Annotated in this window: 15 protein-coding genes and 1 tRNA gene; 5 read left to right on the top strand and 11 right to left on the bottom strand. The window is 67.6% G+C overall.

Features of this window, described 5'->3' with window-relative positions:
- Positions 1–76: 76 nt before the first annotated feature.
- The 11 genes from mdoH to PY257_RS06030 form a co-directional block, all read right to left on the bottom strand.
- A complete protein-coding gene (gene mdoH, locus PY257_RS06080; protein WP_275739933.1) occupies positions 77–2,053 on the bottom strand; it encodes a glucans biosynthesis glucosyltransferase MdoH in 1,977 nt (658 codons plus the stop codon).
- Positions 2,054–2,232: 179 nt separating this feature from the next.
- Positions 2,233–3,648 carry a sigma 54-interacting transcriptional regulator gene (locus PY257_RS06075; protein WP_275739932.1) on the bottom strand — a complete coding sequence of 472 codons (1,416 nt, stop codon included), beginning with the start codon at positions 3,646–3,648 and terminating at the stop codon, positions 2,233–2,235.
- Positions 3,649–3,653: 5 nt separating this feature from the next.
- Entirely contained in the window at positions 3,654–4,313 is a 660-nt protein-coding gene (locus PY257_RS06070; RefSeq protein ID WP_275739930.1) for a hypothetical protein, read from the bottom strand.
- Positions 4,303–5,739 (bottom strand): HAMP domain-containing sensor histidine kinase, encoded by a 1,437-nt coding sequence (locus PY257_RS06065; RefSeq protein WP_275739928.1) that lies wholly within the window; start codon positions 5,737–5,739, stop codon positions 4,303–4,305. Before PY257_RS06065 ends, PY257_RS06070 begins: the two co-directional genes overlap by 11 nt.
- Positions 5,736–7,130 carry a tRNA (N6-isopentenyl adenosine(37)-C2)-methylthiotransferase MiaB gene (gene miaB / locus PY257_RS06060; RefSeq protein WP_275739926.1) on the bottom strand — a complete coding sequence of 465 codons (1,395 nt, stop codon included), beginning with the start codon at positions 7,128–7,130 and terminating at the stop codon, positions 5,736–5,738. Before miaB ends, PY257_RS06065 begins: the two co-directional genes overlap by 4 nt.
- 80 nt (positions 7,131–7,210) lie before the next feature.
- A complete protein-coding gene (locus PY257_RS06055) occupies positions 7,211–7,636 on the bottom strand; it encodes a hypothetical protein (protein WP_275739924.1) in 426 nt (141 codons plus the stop codon).
- A 522-nt stretch (positions 7,637–8,158) separates the two neighbouring features.
- A tRNA-Met gene (locus tag PY257_RS06050) sits at positions 8,159–8,235 on the bottom strand.
- Between the two features lie 25 nt (positions 8,236–8,260).
- Entirely contained in the window at positions 8,261–9,040 is a 780-nt protein-coding gene (locus tag PY257_RS06045; RefSeq protein WP_275739922.1) for an enoyl-CoA hydratase, read from the bottom strand.
- A gap of 61 nt (positions 9,041–9,101) precedes the next feature.
- Positions 9,102–10,907, bottom strand: a complete 1,806-nt coding sequence (locus PY257_RS06040; RefSeq protein ID WP_275739920.1) for a M61 family metallopeptidase — start codon at positions 10,905–10,907, stop codon at positions 9,102–9,104.
- Positions 10,908–10,948: 41 nt separating this feature from the next.
- Positions 10,949–11,665 (bottom strand): DsbC family protein, encoded by a 717-nt coding sequence (locus tag PY257_RS06035; protein ID WP_275739917.1) that lies wholly within the window; start codon positions 11,663–11,665, stop codon positions 10,949–10,951.
- 37 nt (positions 11,666–11,702) lie between these two features.
- Positions 11,703–12,836: an FAD-dependent monooxygenase gene (locus PY257_RS06030; RefSeq protein WP_275739915.1), complete on the bottom strand. Its 1,134-nt coding sequence runs from the start codon at positions 12,834–12,836 to the stop codon at positions 11,703–11,705.
- A 62-nt stretch (positions 12,837–12,898) separates the two neighbouring features.
- Between PY257_RS06030 and PY257_RS06025 the strand changes: the two genes are divergently transcribed.
- The 5 genes from PY257_RS06025 to PY257_RS06005 all read left to right on the top strand — a co-directional run bounded on the left by PY257_RS06025 (position 12,899) and on the right by PY257_RS06005 (position 16,777).
- Positions 12,899–13,774, top strand: a complete 876-nt coding sequence (locus PY257_RS06025) for an MOSC domain-containing protein (RefSeq protein ID WP_275739913.1) — start codon at positions 12,899–12,901, stop codon at positions 13,772–13,774.
- A gap of 109 nt (positions 13,775–13,883) precedes the next feature.
- Positions 13,884–14,708: an ABC transporter ATP-binding protein gene (locus PY257_RS06020; protein WP_275739911.1), complete on the top strand. Its 825-nt coding sequence runs from the start codon at positions 13,884–13,886 to the stop codon at positions 14,706–14,708.
- Positions 14,705–15,487: a lipid asymmetry maintenance ABC transporter permease subunit MlaE gene (gene mlaE / locus PY257_RS06015; RefSeq protein ID WP_275739909.1), complete on the top strand. Its 783-nt coding sequence runs from the start codon at positions 14,705–14,707 to the stop codon at positions 15,485–15,487. The genes PY257_RS06020 and mlaE overlap by 4 nt, the downstream gene beginning before the upstream one ends.
- A gap of 16 nt (positions 15,488–15,503) precedes the next feature.
- Positions 15,504–15,995 carry an outer membrane lipid asymmetry maintenance protein MlaD gene (gene mlaD / locus PY257_RS06010; RefSeq protein ID WP_275739907.1) on the top strand — a complete coding sequence of 164 codons (492 nt, stop codon included), beginning with the start codon at positions 15,504–15,506 and terminating at the stop codon, positions 15,993–15,995.
- A gap of 38 nt (positions 15,996–16,033) precedes the next feature.
- Positions 16,034–16,777, top strand: a complete 744-nt coding sequence (locus PY257_RS06005) for an MlaA family lipoprotein (RefSeq protein ID WP_419095666.1) — start codon at positions 16,034–16,036, stop codon at positions 16,775–16,777.
- The last annotated feature ends 35 nt before the right edge of the window (positions 16,778–16,812 follow it).

Genomic DNA, 16,812 nt, shown 5'->3' with positions numbered 1-16,812 from the left:
AACTGCCGTTTCCAGGATAAAAAACAAAAGGCCCGCGCCATGCAGCGCGGGCCTTTTGCCGAGGGTGCGGAGCGGTTCAGGCCGCCAGTTGCGGGCGGGCCAGCCGGTGCGCGTGCATCCAGGCGCGGCGCAGCACCTTCGGCGACCAGCGTTCTTCCGGGATCAGCAGGAAGCCCTGGCCGCGCAGCGCCGTGCCCAGGCCGATGTGGCTGGTCAGTACGGTGACGGGAATCGCCAGCAGCAGCGGCAGGCCCACGGGCAGCAGCCAAACCAGTGCGCTGGGGTCGATCATGGCGATGCCGGCGGCCAGCAGGGCGATCACCAGGCTCATCGGCGCCAGGCTGGCGGTGGCATGGCCCCAGCTCACCCCGACGGCTTCCCGCGGCGGCGACTTCCATTCGAGCTTGATGCCGGTGACCGCCACCAGCACGAACAGCGAGTGCGCCAGCATGCGCACAGGCGACTGCAGCATGGCCAATACGCTTTCGAGCAGGGCGCTCTTGAGCAGGCCCGACACGCCGCCGTACATGCGCTGCTCGCCCTTCATCAGCACGGCGGCGATACCCAGGATGCGAGGCAGGAACAGCATGCTGATCGTCCAGGCCCACAGGCCCAACAACTCGGACGGCAGCAGGGCTTCATCGACGAGCGTGGCGGTATGGCTGCCAGTCAGCCACAGGGCGGTGCCCAGTGTCAGAAAGGCCAGCCACAGGGGGGCCGACACGTACGACAGCAGGCCGGTCATGAACATCGCGCGGTGCACGCGGTGGATGCCGGGCTCGGCCATCAGGCGCGCGTTCTGCAGGTTGCCCTGGCACCAGCGGCGGTCGCGCTGCAACTCGGAGATCAGGTCCGGCGGCTGCTGCTCGTAGCTGCCCACCAGGTCCGACACCAGCCACACGTGGTAGCCGGCGCGGCGCATCAGAGCGGCCTCGACGAAGTCGTGCGACAGGATGCCGCCGGACATGCCGCCCTTGCCCTTGATCGGGGCCAGCGCGCAATGCTGCATGAAGGGCTCGACGCGGATGATGGCGTTGTGGCCCCAGTAGTGCGACTCGCCGAGCTGCCAGAACTGCATGCCCAGCGTGAACAGGCGGCCGGTCATGCGGGATGCGAACTGCTGCGAACGCGCATGCAGGGTGACGTGGCCGATGGCTTGCGTGGCGGTCTGGATGATGCCGGCCCGGGGGTGGGCTTCCATCAGCTTGACCATATTGGTCAGGCAGTCGCCGCTCATCACGCTGTCGGCGTCCAACACCACCATGTAGCGGTAGTCCTTGCCCCAGCGGCGGCAGAAGTCGGCCACGTTGCCGGCCTTGCGGTGCGTACGGCGGGTGCGCAGGCGGTAGTACACCTCCACCTGCGGCTGCTCGGGGTGTTCGGCCAGCGCGGCGCGCAGGGCTTCCCAAGCCTGGAGTTCCGCCTCGGCCTTGCCGGGCTGGTAGCTGTCGGAGAGCACGAAGACATCGAACTGGCGCGCGAAGCCGGTGGCGGCAACCGATTCGCAGGTGGCGCGCAGGCCGGCGAATACCGTGGCCACGTCCTCGTTGCAGATCGGCATGATGATGGCGGTGCGGGCCTCGCGGTTCATCGCGTGGCCGCGCACCTCGCGGGCCGAAATCGTGTGCGGGTCACCGCGCAGGCTGACCCAGAAGCCCATCAGGGCCGTGGTGAAGCCCGTCACCACCCAGGCCGAAAGCAGCGCGAACAGGCCGATCTGGCCCCATTCGAGCCAGGCGTTGCCGTAGTCGGGCTGCAGGTTGGCAAACAGGGTGGTGGCGCCCGCCGTGCTGAGCAGCGTGATCAGCATGAAAACCAGGCGGCGGCGCGCAGCGGCATGCTGCCACGGTTCCAGCGACACTTCGCGCTGCGCACCAGGGCCGCGTCCCGTCAGGTGCATCAGGATGGCCGTTCCGATGCTGTTCCAGAACCCGCGCCACGGCACCGGCGCCATCGAGCCGCGATGCACGGGCGGCGCGGTCACGGCGTTGGGGTGACGCTCTTCGCGCACGCTGCTGCGGCGATGGGATGCTGGGGCAAGTTGTGTGTTCATGCCCTCTATGAAGCAAACCCTGTGCCATGTATAAAAATTCTTTGAAATCAAAGACTTGCGATGTTTTCAGGGGCGTTTTCCGGCTTCTGGCGGTGAAAGGGGCCGAAAACCACTCTTTTTGTCGCCAGGCAGCGACAGGTCTGGCCAGCTACAGGAAAATGAGATTTTGAATCAATGGCTTACGCATGTCGTCCGGGGGCGACAGGGTCCGCGGGGGCGGCGACACCCTCGGCCTTGAAGGCGCCCGGCGTGAGTGAGTGCTTTTGCAGCAGGCGGTAGAACTCCGTGCGGTTGCGGTCGGCCAGGCGCGCGGCATCGGCCACGTTGCCGTCGGTCAGCTTGAGCAGGCCCACGAGGTAGTCGCGCTCGAAGCGCTGCTTGGCGTCGGCGTAGCTCAGCACCTCCACCTGTGGCGCGCGCAGGGCGCGCTGCACCAGCGCCAGCGGCACCAGCGGCGTGGTGGAGAGCGCGCACACCTGCTCGACCACGTTGTAGAGCTGGCGCACGTTGCCGGGCCAGGATGCGCCGGCCAGCGCCTTCAGCGCCTCGGGTGCGAAACCCGACAGGCGCTTGCCGTACTTGCTGCTGAGCCTCTGCAGGAAGTGGTTGGCCAGCAGCGGAATGTCCTCGCGCCGCTCGCCCAGCGTGGGCAGCGTGAGCGTGACCACGTTGAGCCGGTAGTACAGGTCTTCGCGGAACTGGCCTGCCGCCATGGCCGCGTCCAGGTCGCGGTGCGTGGCCGAGATGATGCGCACGTCCACGGGGATGGACTGGCTCGACCCCAGGGGCCGCACCGCGCGCTCCTGCAGCACGCGCAGCAGCTTGACCTGCAGGGCCGGCGGCATGTCGCCGATTTCGTCGAGCAGCAGCGTGCCGCCGTCGGCAGCCTGGAACAGGCCCTTGTGGTTGGAGTGGGCGTCGGTGAATGCGCCCTTCATGTGGCCGAACAGCTCGGATTCGAGCAGGTTCTCGGGAATGGCGCCGCAGTTCACCGCCACGAAGGGTTTTTTCGTGCGTGGACTTGCCTTGTGGATGGCCCGCGCCAGGAGCTCCTTGCCCGCGCCGCTGTCGCCGCGCAGCAGCACCGAGGCGTCGGACTGCGCCACCATGCGCGCCTCTGCCAGCACCTCCGACATGCGGGCGGATCGGCTCACGATCTCGCTGCGCCAGGCCTCGTCGGTGTGGGCGCTGGGCAGCGCCGGCGCGGCCAGGGCCAGCGCCTGGGCGATCTTGTCGAGCAGTTCCTTGCCGTCGAAGGGCTTGGTCAGGTAGCTGAACACGCCGCGCGCTGTGGCCTCCACCGCGTCGGGGATGGTGCCGTGGGCGGTGAGCAGGATGACCGGCAGCGATGGGTGCCGCAGGCGCACCGTGTCGAACAGCGCCAACCCGTCCTTGCCGGGCAGGCGCACGTCCGACAGCACGAGCTGCGGGCGCTCCATGTCGAGCTGCGCCAGCGCCGCCTCCGCCGAACCCACGGACGTCACCCGGTAGCCCGCCGCCGTGAGGCGGATGGAGAGCAGGCGCAGCATGTCCGCGTCGTCGTCCACCACCAGGATGTGCGGCTGCTGGGTGAGTGCGGGCGTGGTTGCGGGCATGGCGGCTACTGCGCGGGGCGCGAAGGGGCTGCGGCGGGCGGGGTGCCATTGCCAGGGCGCGATGTCAGGCTGCGTTCGATGGCGCGCACGGCTTCGAGCCGCTCATTGAGCTGGTCGATGCGTCGCTGGCTGTCGCGCAACTGCTGATTCTGTTTGTCCACGATGTCCTCCACGCGCCGCTGCTCTGCGTAGCGCGCGGCCAGCAGCCGCGCCAGCGGCCACAGCGGGCGTGCCTCGGCGCCTGGGTTGGAGAGCGTGCGCTGCACCAGCGTCAGCGCGCGCTGCAGGTCGCTGCTCAGATGGGTCTGGCTCAGTGCCAGCGCGAACTGCATGTCGCCGTACGGGCCGCGCTGGGCGTCGGACTGGTCGGACAGGCGGGCGATCTCCTGCGCCAGCTCGGCGGGCGCCATGGTCCGCGTGCGCTCGGCATAACCCAGCAGGGCCAGACTGTCTTGCGCCGGCACCTGCGCGGCGGACGGTTCGGCAGGCTGTTGCGGCGCGGCGGGAGGCGGCGCGGGCGGGCGCGGCGCCGGTGCGGGGGCTTCGGCCATGGGCGGAGGTGCGGGCGGCGGCGGGGGTGGTTCGCGCAAGGCGGCGCAGCCGCACAGCAAGGTGGCGGCCAGCAGCGTGCCGCCACGCGGCAGGCGGATGCTTTCAGTTGGCATGGGGTAGTTCGATACGGAAATGGGCGCCCTGCGTACCAGGGGCGTTCGGCAGCAGCGTGATGCGCCCGCCATGGGCTGCAATGTACTCCTGCACGATGGACAGGCCGATGCCGGTGCCGCGCACCGCGTCGGTGGGCTGGCGCGCGCCGCGGTAGAAGGGCTCGAAGATGCGCTCCCGGTCCACCTCGGCCACGCCGGGGCCCTGGTCGCTGATATCGATGCATACGGCGCCGTCGGTGTGCGAGAGCGCCAGCGTGATGCGCCCGCCGTGCGGCGAGAAGCGGATGGCATTGGACAGCAGGTTCGCTACCGCGGTGGCGATCTTGCCCGCGTCCACCGGCATGCCGAGCGGCTCGCCGTCGACCCGGACCTTCAGGCCATGGGCTTGCCACTGCAGGCGCTGAAGATCCACCTGGTCTTCCAGCAGTTGCAGCAGGTCGGTTTTTTCGCGCTTGAGCTGGCGGGCCTCGAACGCCGCCGCGTTGAAGCGCAGCAGAGCCTCGATCTGCTCCTGCAGCACCACGGTGTTCTGCCGCAGGATGGTGGCGACCTCGCGCTGGCCACTGGTCAGCGCCCCCGTCACGCCGTCCTCGAGCAGTGCCACGCCCTCGCGCAGGGCCGCCAGCGGCGTCTTGAGCTCGTGCGAGATGTGGCGCAGGAAGCGCGCCTTGTCGGCGTCCAGCTCGGTCAGGCGAAGCCGCAGCCATTCGAGCTGCTGGCCCACGCGCTGTACGTCCACCGGCCCATGGATGTCGATGGGCTCGTCTAGGCGGTTCTCGCCCAGGCCGACGATGGCGCGCTCCAGCCGCTTGAAGGGCCGCGCCAGCCACACGCCGAACCAGATGGCCAGGCCCACGGCCAGCACGATGGCGCCCACCATCAGCCGCACCAGCCGCGCGCGGCTGTCTTCGAGCTGGGCGCGCAGCGCCGCGTTGCGCTGCTCGATGGAGTGCTGCACTTCCTGGCCGATGGCGGTGTTGACGGATTCCAGCTCGCGGAACTCGGCGGCCACGCGGCGGTCGCGCTCCAGTGCGGTGTCCTGCGGGCCGTCTATCAGGTTGCCGATGAGCGCGAGCTGGTCGCGCCAGCGCGCGGCCAGTTCCGGCGGTACGTCGTCGGGCTCCAGCCGCGCCAGGGTCTGGCGGCCATCGCGCGCGGCTTCGTCGAAGCGGCGGCGCAGCATGGCGTCGCCCAGCACCATCGACTGGCGGGCTGCGCGCTCCATGGTGGCGCTGCGCTCGGCCAGCGCCTGCGCGGCGGCGCTCAACTCCAGCGCGCGGGCCGAGAAGCCGTTGCTCTGCGCCATCAGCCCGTCGAAGGTGAACGCCGTGTGCAGCGAGATGCCGCCCAGCAACCCCGCGATGAGCAGGAACGCGACCAGCAACAACTGCTGGAACGAGCCGATGCGCCTGCGCCCGCCGTTCATGCCGCGGCGCGGTCGGGTGCGTGCGCGGGTAGTGGCGTGTGCGTGCGGTCGTGCGTGACGATCTCGCCGCGCAGCGTGTGGCCCGTTGCCTGGGTGATGTGCACGTCGGCCATCCGCCCCACCAGGCGCCGCGCCGCGGGCGTGGCGTCGAAGTTGACCACGCGGTTGCATTCGGTGCGGCCCATGAGTTCTGGCTGCGCAGGTGTGGAGCGGCGCGAGGGGCCTTCCACCAGGATGCGCTGCACCGTGCCTACGCGGGCCAGGCTGATGGCGCGCATGTTGTCCTCGATGGCAGCCTGCAGGTGCTGCAGCCGCGCCAGCTTGACCGCGTGCGGCGTGTCGTCGTGCAGGTTGGCCGCGGGCGTGCCGGGGCGCGGGCTGAAGATGAAGCTGAAGCTGTTGTCGAAGCCCACCTCGTGGATGAGCTTCATCATCTTGCCGAAGTCCTCGTCCGTCTCGCCGGGGAAGCCGACGATGAAGTCGCTGCTCATGGCAATGCCCGGACGCACGGCGCGCAGCCTGCGCACGGTGCTCTTGTATTCCATGGCGGTGTAGCCGCGCTTCATCGCCATCAGGATGCGGTCGCTGCCATGCTGCACCGGCAGGTGCAGGTGGCTCGCGAGCTGCGGCACGCGGCCATACACGTCGATGAGCCGCTGCGTGAACTCGTTGGGGTGGCTGGTGGTGTAGCGGATGCGCTCGATGCCGGGAATCTCGGCCACGTACTCGATGAGCAGCGCGAAGTCGGCAATCTCGCTGGTGTCGCCCATCCTGCCGCGGTAGGCGTTCACGTTCTGGCCCAGCAGCGTCACCTCGCGCACACCCTGGTCGGCCAGGCCGGCGATCTCGGTCAGCACGTCGTCGAAAGGGCGGCTCACCTCCTCGCCGCGTGTGTAGGGCACCACGCAGTAGCTGCAGTACTTGGAGCAGCCCTCCATGATGGAGACGAAGGCTGTCGCGTTTTCCACCCGCGCGGGCGGCAGATGGTCGAACTTCTCGATCTCGGGAAAGCTGATGTCCACCTGCGGCGCCTGCTGCTGCGCGCGCGCGGCCAGCAGTTCAGGCAGGCGGTGCAGCGTCTGCGGGCCGAACACCACGTCCACGTAGGGCGCGCGCGCGATGATGGCTGCGCCCTCCTGGCTCGCCACGCAGCCACCCACGCCGATCAGCGCGCCGCGTTCCTTCAAATGCTTGACGCGGCCCAGGTCGCTGAACACCTTCTCCTGCGCTTTCTCGCGCACCGAGCAAGTGTTGAACAGGATCAGGTCAGCTTCCTCCACGTCCTGTGTGGGTTCGTAGCCCTGGGCGGCGCCTAGCACGTCGGCCATCTTGTCCGAGTCGTACTCGTTCATCTGGCAGCCGAAGGTTTTGATGAAGACTTTCTTGGCCATGGCGTTGCTTCTCATCGTGGAACAGGGGGCGGCGGCATGCCTGTCTGCGTGGCATGCCAACCTGCGGTGGCGGGGGCCGGCTACTTGCGTGGCGCGGGCAACTGCGACTCGAAGACGATGTTGTTGGTATCGCTGTTGCCGCGGCGCTTGAGCGCGGCCTCGGCGGGGGTCAGGATCCACACGTCCTTGATCAGGCCCAGGTCGTCGCGCACGTAGTTCACCACCAGCGACTGACCCGCAATGGTGCCCGAGAGCACCATCATGCTGTTGGTGCTGCGGATGCGCGCGCCGGGCGCCAGCCGGTCGGGCTTGCCGTCGAGCTGGACCGCGGGGGGGCTGACCACTTCCAGCTTGCCGCGCAGCGCCTGGATGGGAAAGTCGCGGATGCTGGCGTCTGCCGGCTTGGCGTACTGCGCCAGGGCAGAGCCTGCCGCCAGCGCCAATGCCGCGCAGAGGGCGGCGCGCGCGAGCGGTGGGAAAGGGAAGGTGCGCAAACAGCGGGTCATGGTGTGCATCCAGAGGCTGAAGGCGTCATTCTACCTGGGGGATGCCTGGCTGCCGTGCTGCGGCCGCACGCAGGGAAGATGGCTGTTGCTATCCAATCAATAGCTGCCACTGCCCTAAAAATGGGCGCTGGAGGCCAATTTTGCATCGAACTCAGAGGATGCCCGTGGTGCCGCCCACTCATTTGAACCTAGAAATGGCGGTTCGATGTGTATCCCTTGCCAGGCCGCAGGAAATCAAGCGTTGACGGGTTCGATGGCGTTCGCCTCGTGGGTGAGGACGCCATGCACCTGCCAGCACCGCGCTCGGCGCGCCATGCGGCGTTGCTCCTCCTTGCGGGCAGCAAAGCCCGCCGCGTCGTCGCGTCTTGCCTGGCACCCCGATCACGGCACCGGCAGGCGCATCCAACTGCCGTTTCCAGGTGCGCCTTCGCCTTCATTTGGAGCAAACGGATGAGCACCAACAAAAGAGCCACCCGGAGGTGGCTTTTGCTTCCCAAGGGCGCGCGGCGCTTGAAGGAAATTTGGTGGCGCTTCACGGACTCGAACCGCGGACCTGTGGATTATGATTCCATCGCTCTAACCGACTGAGCTAAAGCGCCACAGCCTTCCATTATAGCAAGCTCCTTACCGGTTCTTGAACGCGGCCTTGCGCTTGTTCAGGAACGCATCCATGCCTTCTTTCTGATCCTCGGTGGCGAACAATGCGTGGAACAGCCGGCGTTCGTACATCAGTCCGTCGGACAGGCCGCTCTCGAAGGCACGGTTGACCGATTCCTTGGCCGCCATGGTGGCGATCTGCGAGAACTCGCAGATCTGCAGCGCCGCGCCGAGTGCTTCGTCCATGAGATTGCCGTACGGCACGACGCGGCTCACGAGGCCCGCGCGCTCGGCCTCGGCGGCGTCCATCATGCGGCCTGTCAGCGTCAGATCCATGGCCTTGGCCTTGCCGATGGCGCGCGGCAGACGCTGCGTGCCGCCGGCGCCGGGGATCACGCCGAGCTTGACTTCGGGCTGGCCGAACTTCGCTGTGTCGGACGCGATGATGAAGTCGCACATCATCGCCAGTTCGCAGCCGCCGCCGAGCGCGTAGCCGGCGACTGCGGCGATGATGGGTTTGCGTACGCTGCGGATGCGTTCCCAGTTGCGGGTGATGAAGTCGCCCTTGTAGGCGTCGGCGAAGCCGTAGCGGGCCATGGCCGCGATGTCCGCGCCTGCAGCGAAGGCTTTTTCGCTGCCGGTCACGACGATGCAGCCGATGGCGCTGTCGCCGTCGAACGCGGCCAGTGCATCGCCCAGTTCGTCCATGAGCTGGTCGTTGAGTGCGTTGAGCTGTTTGGGCCGGTTGAGCGTGATGACGCCGACCTTGCCGGCCTCGGTACGCACTTCGATCGTTTCGTATGCCATGTCTCTGTTCTCCTGGAAAGGGTGGCAGGCACTATAGCAAGCCCGTGGCGGGGGCTGTGCGCTATCGCGTAGCGCGCTGCTGGCGCGGCTTACCGGACGGCGTGGCGCCCGCATGGCCGAGCCAGGCGTCGAGCAGTGCGCTATCGCGCGGCAGCAGACGCGCGGTGCGGGATTCCGTGCCCAGCTCCAGGGGCAGGCGCAGCAGTCGGCGGTCGCGCGCGATGATGGCGGTCGCATGCTTGGCGCTGCCCGCATAGAGCGCGATGTCGTCAAGCCGCGCGATCCGCCAGCCCTGGCCGGCAGCTTCCACGCCCAGCCATTCGTCGCCAGCCGCCATGCCGGCGCGCTCGGCGGCGGCGCCGCGCAGCACGGTCTTGATCTGTACGCTGCCGCCGTTCTCGGCCACGCGCAGACCCAGGCGCTGCGCGGGTTGGGAGGGCTCGTCGAGCATGGTGGCGCCGTGGCGCTCCAGCAGTTCGCGCAGCGGCAGCTCACCTGTGCCGTGCACCCAGGCGGCCATCTCGGCGGCGAACGGGCGTCCGGCCAGTTCTTCTAGCACGGCCAGCACGTCAGCTTCCTCCATGGGGCCGGCCCTGCAGCGCTTCCACAGGCTGCGCATCACTGCGTCGAGCGTGGTGCGGCCCTCGGCGCGCAGCGTCAGGTCCAGGCACAGGGCCACCAGCGCGCCCTTGGTGTAGTAGCTGACCGTAGCGTTGGGCGTGTTCTCGTCGGGCCGGTAGTACTTGACCCAGGCGTCGAAGCTGGCCTGTGCTACCGACTGCACCAGGCGGCCCGGGGTCTGCATCACCTGGTTGACGGTCTTGCCCAGCAGGCGCAGGTAGGAGGCGTTGTCGATCAGGCCGGCGCGGCGCAGCAGCAGGTCGTCGTAGTAGCTCGTGAAGCCCTCGAAGAACCACAGCAGGTGCGTGTAGTTCTCGGCGGCATAGTCGTAGCGAGCGAAGTCAGCGGGGCGCAGGCGTTTGACGTTCCAGGTGTGGAAGTATTCGTGGCTGATGAGCCCCTGCAGGGTGGTGTAGCCGTCGGGTGTGCGGCTCTCACCCAGGCGCGGCAGGTCGCGCCGGCTGCAGATGAGCGCGGTGGAATTGCGGTGCTCCAGCCCGCCATAGCTGTCGTCCACCGCGTTGAGCAGGAACAGGTAGTTTCGGTGCGGCGGCTTGCCGCGGGGGTGCCAGAAGCGGATGGCGGCTTCGCAGATCTTCTGCGCGTCGGCGGCCAGGCGGGCGCCGTCGAAGCTCGCGGGCGCGCCCGCCACCACGAGGCGGTGTGGCACCCCGCAGGCGGTGAAGTGCGTGCTCCAGAAGGGGCCCATCTCGACCGGGCAGTCCACGAGTTCGTCGTAGTCCGCAGCTGTGTAGGAGCCGAAACCTGCGGCGTCGGTTTTTATGGGCACGAGTCCGGTGGCGAGTTGCCAGCGTGGCGTGGCCGCGGGCGCCGCGATCTCAATGTGATGTTCCGCCGCTTCCCGGCCCTCCACCTGCAGGCACAGGCTGGTGCCGTTGAAGAAGCCGCGCCCGGCGTCGAGCCAGGCCGTGCGCACCGAGTTGTCGAAGGCATAGACCTCGTAGTGCAGCACCAGCGGCCTAGCGGGATTGCAGGCGACGGCCCAGGTGTGCTTGTCCTCCTGCGCCACGGCCAGTGCACGTGTGCCCTGGCGCGCCTGCAGGCGCTGCAGGTTCTTGGAGAACTCGCGCACCAGGTAGCTGCCCGGTATCCATACCGGCAGGCGCACACGCTGCCGCGCCGCGGGCGTGGCGATCGTGAGGGTGACACGGAACAGATGGGCGTGGAGATCGGCGATGTCGATGCGGTAGGCGACGGGAGCGCTGCTGCGGGCGGTGAGGGGCATGGATCGGAAGGGGCGGCTGGCGTCGCTGCGGTTGCCGGGGGTCAGTTCTGCGCCGACAGGCGCTGCTCGACGTCCTGCGCGGTGATGGCGCCGGGCACGCGCGTGCCGTCGGAGAAGATGAGCGTCGGCGTGCCGGTGATGCGGTATTTCTTGCCGAAGGCGAGGTTGCGCTGCAAGGTCGCGGTGGCGCTGTCGCAGGCGGCGGCGGGCGTCACCTTGTCGCGCAGCATGTGGTCCTGCCAGGCCAGTGCCTTGTCCTTGGCGCACCAGATGTTGCGCGACTTGTCGGCAGAATCAGGGCTCAGGATCGGATAGAGGAACAGGTGGACGGTGATGTTGTCCACGTTCTGCAGGTCGCGCTCGAAGCGCTTGCAGTAGCCGCAGTTGGGGTCTTCGAACACCGCGATCCTGCGTTTGCCGTTGCCGCGCACGATGGTAAATGCGTCCTGAAGCGGCAGTTCGCCGAAGTCCACGGCGGTGATCTTGTTGATACGCTCCTCTGTCAGATTGCGGCGCGCCTTGGTGTCGATGAGCTGGCCCTGGATCAGGTAGTTGCCCTTGGCGTCGCTGTAGAACAGGTCGCTGCCCACGCGGATCTCGAACAGCCCGGGCATGCTTGATGGGCGAACTTCGTCGATGGTGCCGAGTTGCGGCAGGCGTTCGCCCAGGGCCTTGCGGATGGCCGCATCCTGTGCGCTGGCGCCCGCGGATGCGAGCAGTGCCGCGTAGGCCAAGAGGGTGGAGAGGATCAGTTTCATGGTGCTTCCATTGCGCAACTGTCAAAAGTGGCTTGGTTCAACGCAGTCCCATGGCGTGCTGCGTCATCCAGCCTTTCACCGGGCCGCTGTACTCAAAGCCCCGCATGCCCCAGTCCCGCAGCGCCTGCCACGTGCTGCCGTGCCGGGCGAACAACTGCTGCAGCATGTCGGAGGCCAGGCCCATCGGCAGGATGTCCGTCTTGCGCGCCCGCTCGTAGCGGCGCAGAAGATGAGGGTCGCCCACGCTGCGCCAGGCGGCCTTGCCATGCAGAACGGTGGCCAGTTCCGCCGCATCGCCAAGCCCCAGGTTCAACCCCTGACCGGCCAGTGGATGCACGTTGTGCGCCGCGTCACCGGCCAGGGCCCAGCCGGCCAGTTCTCCATCCATTTGCCAGCTACCGGTCCACTTGCGTGCACGCGCGTGCTGCAAGGGCCATGCCTGGCGCTCGCCGGCAAGCCGCAAACTACCTGCGGCATGCTGGCTCGCCGTCTCAAGCCGCTGCGAGAATTCACCGGCATCGAGCGCCAGCAACTCCAGCGCCTGCTCCTGGGGAACAGACCAGACGACGGCCACGGAGTTCCCCTGCGGCCCGCCCAGCGGCAGGAATGCCAGCACGCCGCCCAGCGGCAGGAACCATTGCCGGGCCACGCCCGAGTGCGGGTGCTCGCATTCCAGCCGCGTGGCGATCGCTTGCTGGCGATAGGGTACCGTGTTGAATTCAACACCGAATTCCTGGCGCGTGCTGCTCGTGCGTCCCTCGCAGGCCACGGTCAGCGCGGCGGGTGCGGGGGCACTGAGCGCTTCCACCATGGGCTGGAATGCGACGGCGTGCTCCAGCCGCAATTCCAGCGCAGGCACGTCCACGATCCAGGCCAGCGCATCGGCGCGATGGTCTTCGGCGCGGAACACGATGCGGACGCCGCCCGGCACCTGCACGTGCATTTCCCGCACGGCGGTCGTGTTGCCTTCGTCGGGCCAGCAGCGCAGCGATTGCAGCAGCGTGCGCGATGCCGCATTGAGTGCATAGGCCCGCACGTCGGGTTGTTGTGCTGCGGGGGGGCGGGGCAGGCCCGCGAGCGCCACGCGCAGCCGGTCGCGTGCGAGAAGCAGGGCCAGCGTCCGGCCCACGATGCCGCTGCCGCGGATGCATACGTCGAAGGGGTGCGCCATGCAAGGGATTGTAGAAGGCATGCACAATTGCGCGCTCTTGCATGAAGGAGTGCCCTGTGTCCGTGAGTCCGATTGAACTTGGGGATTTCGACGTTGCAGCCACCGTGGCGAGGCTGTTCGTGTATCCCATCAAATCGTGTGCCGGCATAGAGTTGAACGAAGCATTGCTTACCGAGACCGGCCTGGCTTTCGACCGCACCTGGATGGTCGTCGATGAGGCTGGCGGATTCGTCACCCAGCGTGAATTGCCGCGCATGGCGCTGATTCGCCCCATGCTGCGCCAGTACGACATGGTGTTGCGCGCGCCTGGCATGCTGGCTCTGCACGTGGCGCTCGACGCTGCGGAGCAGTCCATGGCGGTGCGTGTCTGGCGCGATACGGTACGGGCGTGGGACATGGGTGCGGTCGCGGCGCAGTGGTTCAGCGACTTTCTGGGGCGGCGCCTGCGGCTGGTGCGCTTCGACCCGGAGCAGAGGCGGCTATCGAACATGCGCTGGACCCATGGCGTCGAGGTGCCCAACCAGTTCGCCGACGGCTTTCCGCTGCTGGTGGCGAGCGATGCCTCGATGGCGGAACTCAATGCCCGCCTGGCTGCGGCGGGCCATGCGTGCGTGGGCATGGAGCGCTTCCGTCCCAATCTGGTACTGGCCGGCACCATGGCCCATGACGAAGACCGCATGGACATGCTGCACATCGCGACAGGGGAGGGCGTCGTGCAATTGGATCCGGTCAAGCCCTGCGCGCGCTGTCCCATTCCCAACGTGGACCCCGCCACCGGTGCCAGCAGCCCCGAGGTGGGCGACATGCTGCAAACCTACCGCCACGACCACCGGCTCGACGGCGCCGTCACTTTCGGCATGAATGCCATCGTCTGCGCTGGCGTTGGGGCGTGGCTGCGCACGGGGCAATCCGTGGGCGGCAACTTCCGCTTCGATTGACGCCGGCAAGTCCGCCGCAGGCGGCCAAGACCCCGCGAGCGAGCGCTGCGCGGTGAATTGTCATCCTTTATCATCGCCCACTTGGCGCCTGTGCGCGCCATCTTCTCCCATGCCTGCATCCCCTGACTCTCCCCTTGTAGAACTGCGCGACGTCACCTTCGGGTATGGCGAACGCGTGATTCTCGACGGCATCAGCTTGACCGTGCCGCGTGGCAAGGTGACGGCGCTGATGGGGGCCTCGGGCGGCGGCAAGACCACCGTGCTGCGCCTGATCGGCGGGCAGTACGCCGCGCAGAAAGGCGCGGTGCTGTTCGATGGCCAGGATGTCGGGTGCCTCGATTCCCAAAACCTGTACGCCGCACGTCGGCGCATGGGCATGCTGTTCCAGTTCGGGGCCCTGTTCACCGACCTGGACGTGTTCGACAACGTCGCTTTTCCGCTGCGCGAGCTGACGGACCTGTCCGAGCCGATGGTGCGCGACATCGTGCTCATGAAGCTCGACGCCGTGGGGCTGCGCGGCGCGCGCGGCCTGATGCCCGCCGAGATTTCCGGCGGCATGGCGCGCCGCGTGGCGCTGGCGCGCGCCATCGTGCTCGACCCGGAACTCGTGATGTACGACGAGCCATTCGCCGGGCTGGACCCGATCTCGCTGGGCACCGCCGCGCGCCTGATCCGCCAACTGGGCGATGCTCTGGGGCTGACGACCATCCTGGTGTCGCACGACCTGGACGAAACCTTCCGCATCGCCGACTACGTGGTCGTATTGGCCAACGGCAAGATCGCCGCCCAGGGCACGCCCGATGAGGTGCGCGGCAGCACCGACCCGCTGGTGCACCAGTTCGTCAACGCACTGCCTGAAGGTCCGGTGCATTTCCAGTACCCCGCACCGACGATCGAGGAAGATTTCGGCGCTGCCGGGGGGGCGGTGCGATGAGCTGGTACAACCCCGCCGACGTGGGTTTCGCGGTGCGCCGCAAGCTGGCCGATATCGGCCAGGCCACACGCTTGTTCTGGCAGCTCGTGCGGCTGGGCGGCGCTTGCGCCCGGCGCTTTGGCCTGGTGCGTGACCAGATTCATTTCCTGGGCAACTATTCGCTGGCGATCATCGGCGTATCGGGCCTGTTCGTGGGTTTCGTGCTGGGGCTGCAGGTTTACTACATGCTGCAGCGCTTCGGCTCGGCGGAGGCGCTGGGCGTGGTCGTCACGCTGGCCCTGGTGCGCGAGCTGGGGCCCGTCATCGCGGCGCTGCTGTTCGCGGGGCGCGCCGGCACCTCGCTGACCGCCGAGATCGGCCTGATGAAGGCCGGCGAGCAGCTCAGCGCGATGGAGATGATGGCCATCGATCCGGTACGCCGCATCCTCGCGCCCCGCTTCTGGGGCGGCGTGATAGCCATGCCATTGCTCACTGCCGTGTTCAATGCGGTGGGCATCCTCGGCGCCTACGTGGTGGGCGTGGTGATGCTTCGCATCGATGCCGGCGCGTTCTGGGGCCAGATGCAGGGCGGCGTCGATGTGTTTACCGACATCGGCAACGGCATCTTGAAAAGCGTGGTGTTCGGCGTGACGGTGACTTTCGTGGCACTGCTGCAGGGCTATGCCGCGCAGGCTACGCCCGATGGCGTGTCGCATGCGACGACGCGTACCGTGGTCACGGCCTCGCTGGCCGTGCTGGGCCTGGATTTCATCCTGACGGCCATGATGTTCAGTATTTGATTGCAAGGAGAGTGGAATGCAACGCTCCAGAAACGATATTTGGGTGGGTCTTTTCGTCATGCTCGGCGCGGCTGCTGTGCTGTTCCTGGCGCTGCAGTCGGCCAACTTGCTGACCCTCTCGTTCCAGGCGCGCTACCGCGTCAGTGCCAAGTTCGACAACATCGGCGGCCTGAAGCCCCAGGCCGCGGTGAAGAGCGCCGGCGTGGTGGTGGGGCGCGTGGAGTCCATCGCGTTCGATGACAAGTCATTCCAGGCGCGCGTGACGCTGGCGCTCGATAACCGCTATGCTTTCCCGAAGGACAGCTCGCTGAAGATTCTGACCAGCGGCCTGCTCGGGGAGCAGTACATCGGCATCGAGGCGGGCGCCGACGACAAGAACCTGGCGGCCGGCGACACCCTCACCTCCACGCAGTCCGCCGTGGTGCTGGAAAACCTGATTGGCCAGTTTCTCTACAGCAAGGCCGCAGACGGCGGCAGCGATACGGGAGGCGGGAGCAGCAAAAAATGAAAACACGAACCTACTACGATGATCTCCATGGCGCGGGCATGGCTCGCCATCGCGCATTCCCCGTCCTGCGCAGCCTGTGGTGGCTGGCCGCTGCAATGTGCGCGCTGCTGCTCGGCGGTTGCGCGACGGGTCCGCAGGCCAACCCGTCGGATCCGTTCGAGCCATTCAACCGCCAGATGTACGGCTTCAACGATGCCGTGGACCGCGCCGTTCTGAAGCCGGTGGCAATCGCCTACCGAGACGCCACGCCGGACATGGCCCGCACGGGCGTGCGCAACTTCTTCGCCAATTTGGGCGACGCGTGGTCGTTCGTGAACAACGTGCTGCAGCTCAAGCCGCAGGCGGCGAGCGAAAGCTTCATCCGCTTCAACGTCAACACGCTCTTCGGGCTGGGCGGTCTGCTCGACATCGCCAGCGAGATGGATATCGACCGCCACAAGCAGGACTTCGGCCAGACGCTGGCGCGGTGGGGCGTTCCTTCGGGGCCCTACCTCGTGCTGCCGATTCTCGGGCCTTCGACGGTGCGCGACACGGCGGCGTTGCCGGTGGATGCCCAGGGCGATCTGCTGTCCCAAGTACACGACATTCCCGTGCGCAATTCGATATTCGTGCTGCGCGGCGTAGACACGCGCGCCAACCTGCTGCGTGCCGGCGATGTGCTAGATGATGCCGCGCTGGACCGCTACAGCTTCACGCGCGACGTCTACCTGCAACTGCGCAAGGGCGGCCCGAAGTCCGCGAGCGGCGGCGATGGCGAAGTGCCCGAAGAAGATGCGAAATAAGCCCGCCCCGCGGGCGCGCGTTGCAGACGGTTGCA

This window comes from Curvibacter soli (genome assembly GCF_029211125.1).
Classification (GTDB): Bacteria; Pseudomonadota; Gammaproteobacteria; order Burkholderiales; family Burkholderiaceae_C; genus Curvibacter_A; species Curvibacter_A soli.
The sequence above is the reverse complement of the archived record's forward strand: the minus strand, read 5'-3'. Positions and strand labels throughout refer to the sequence as shown.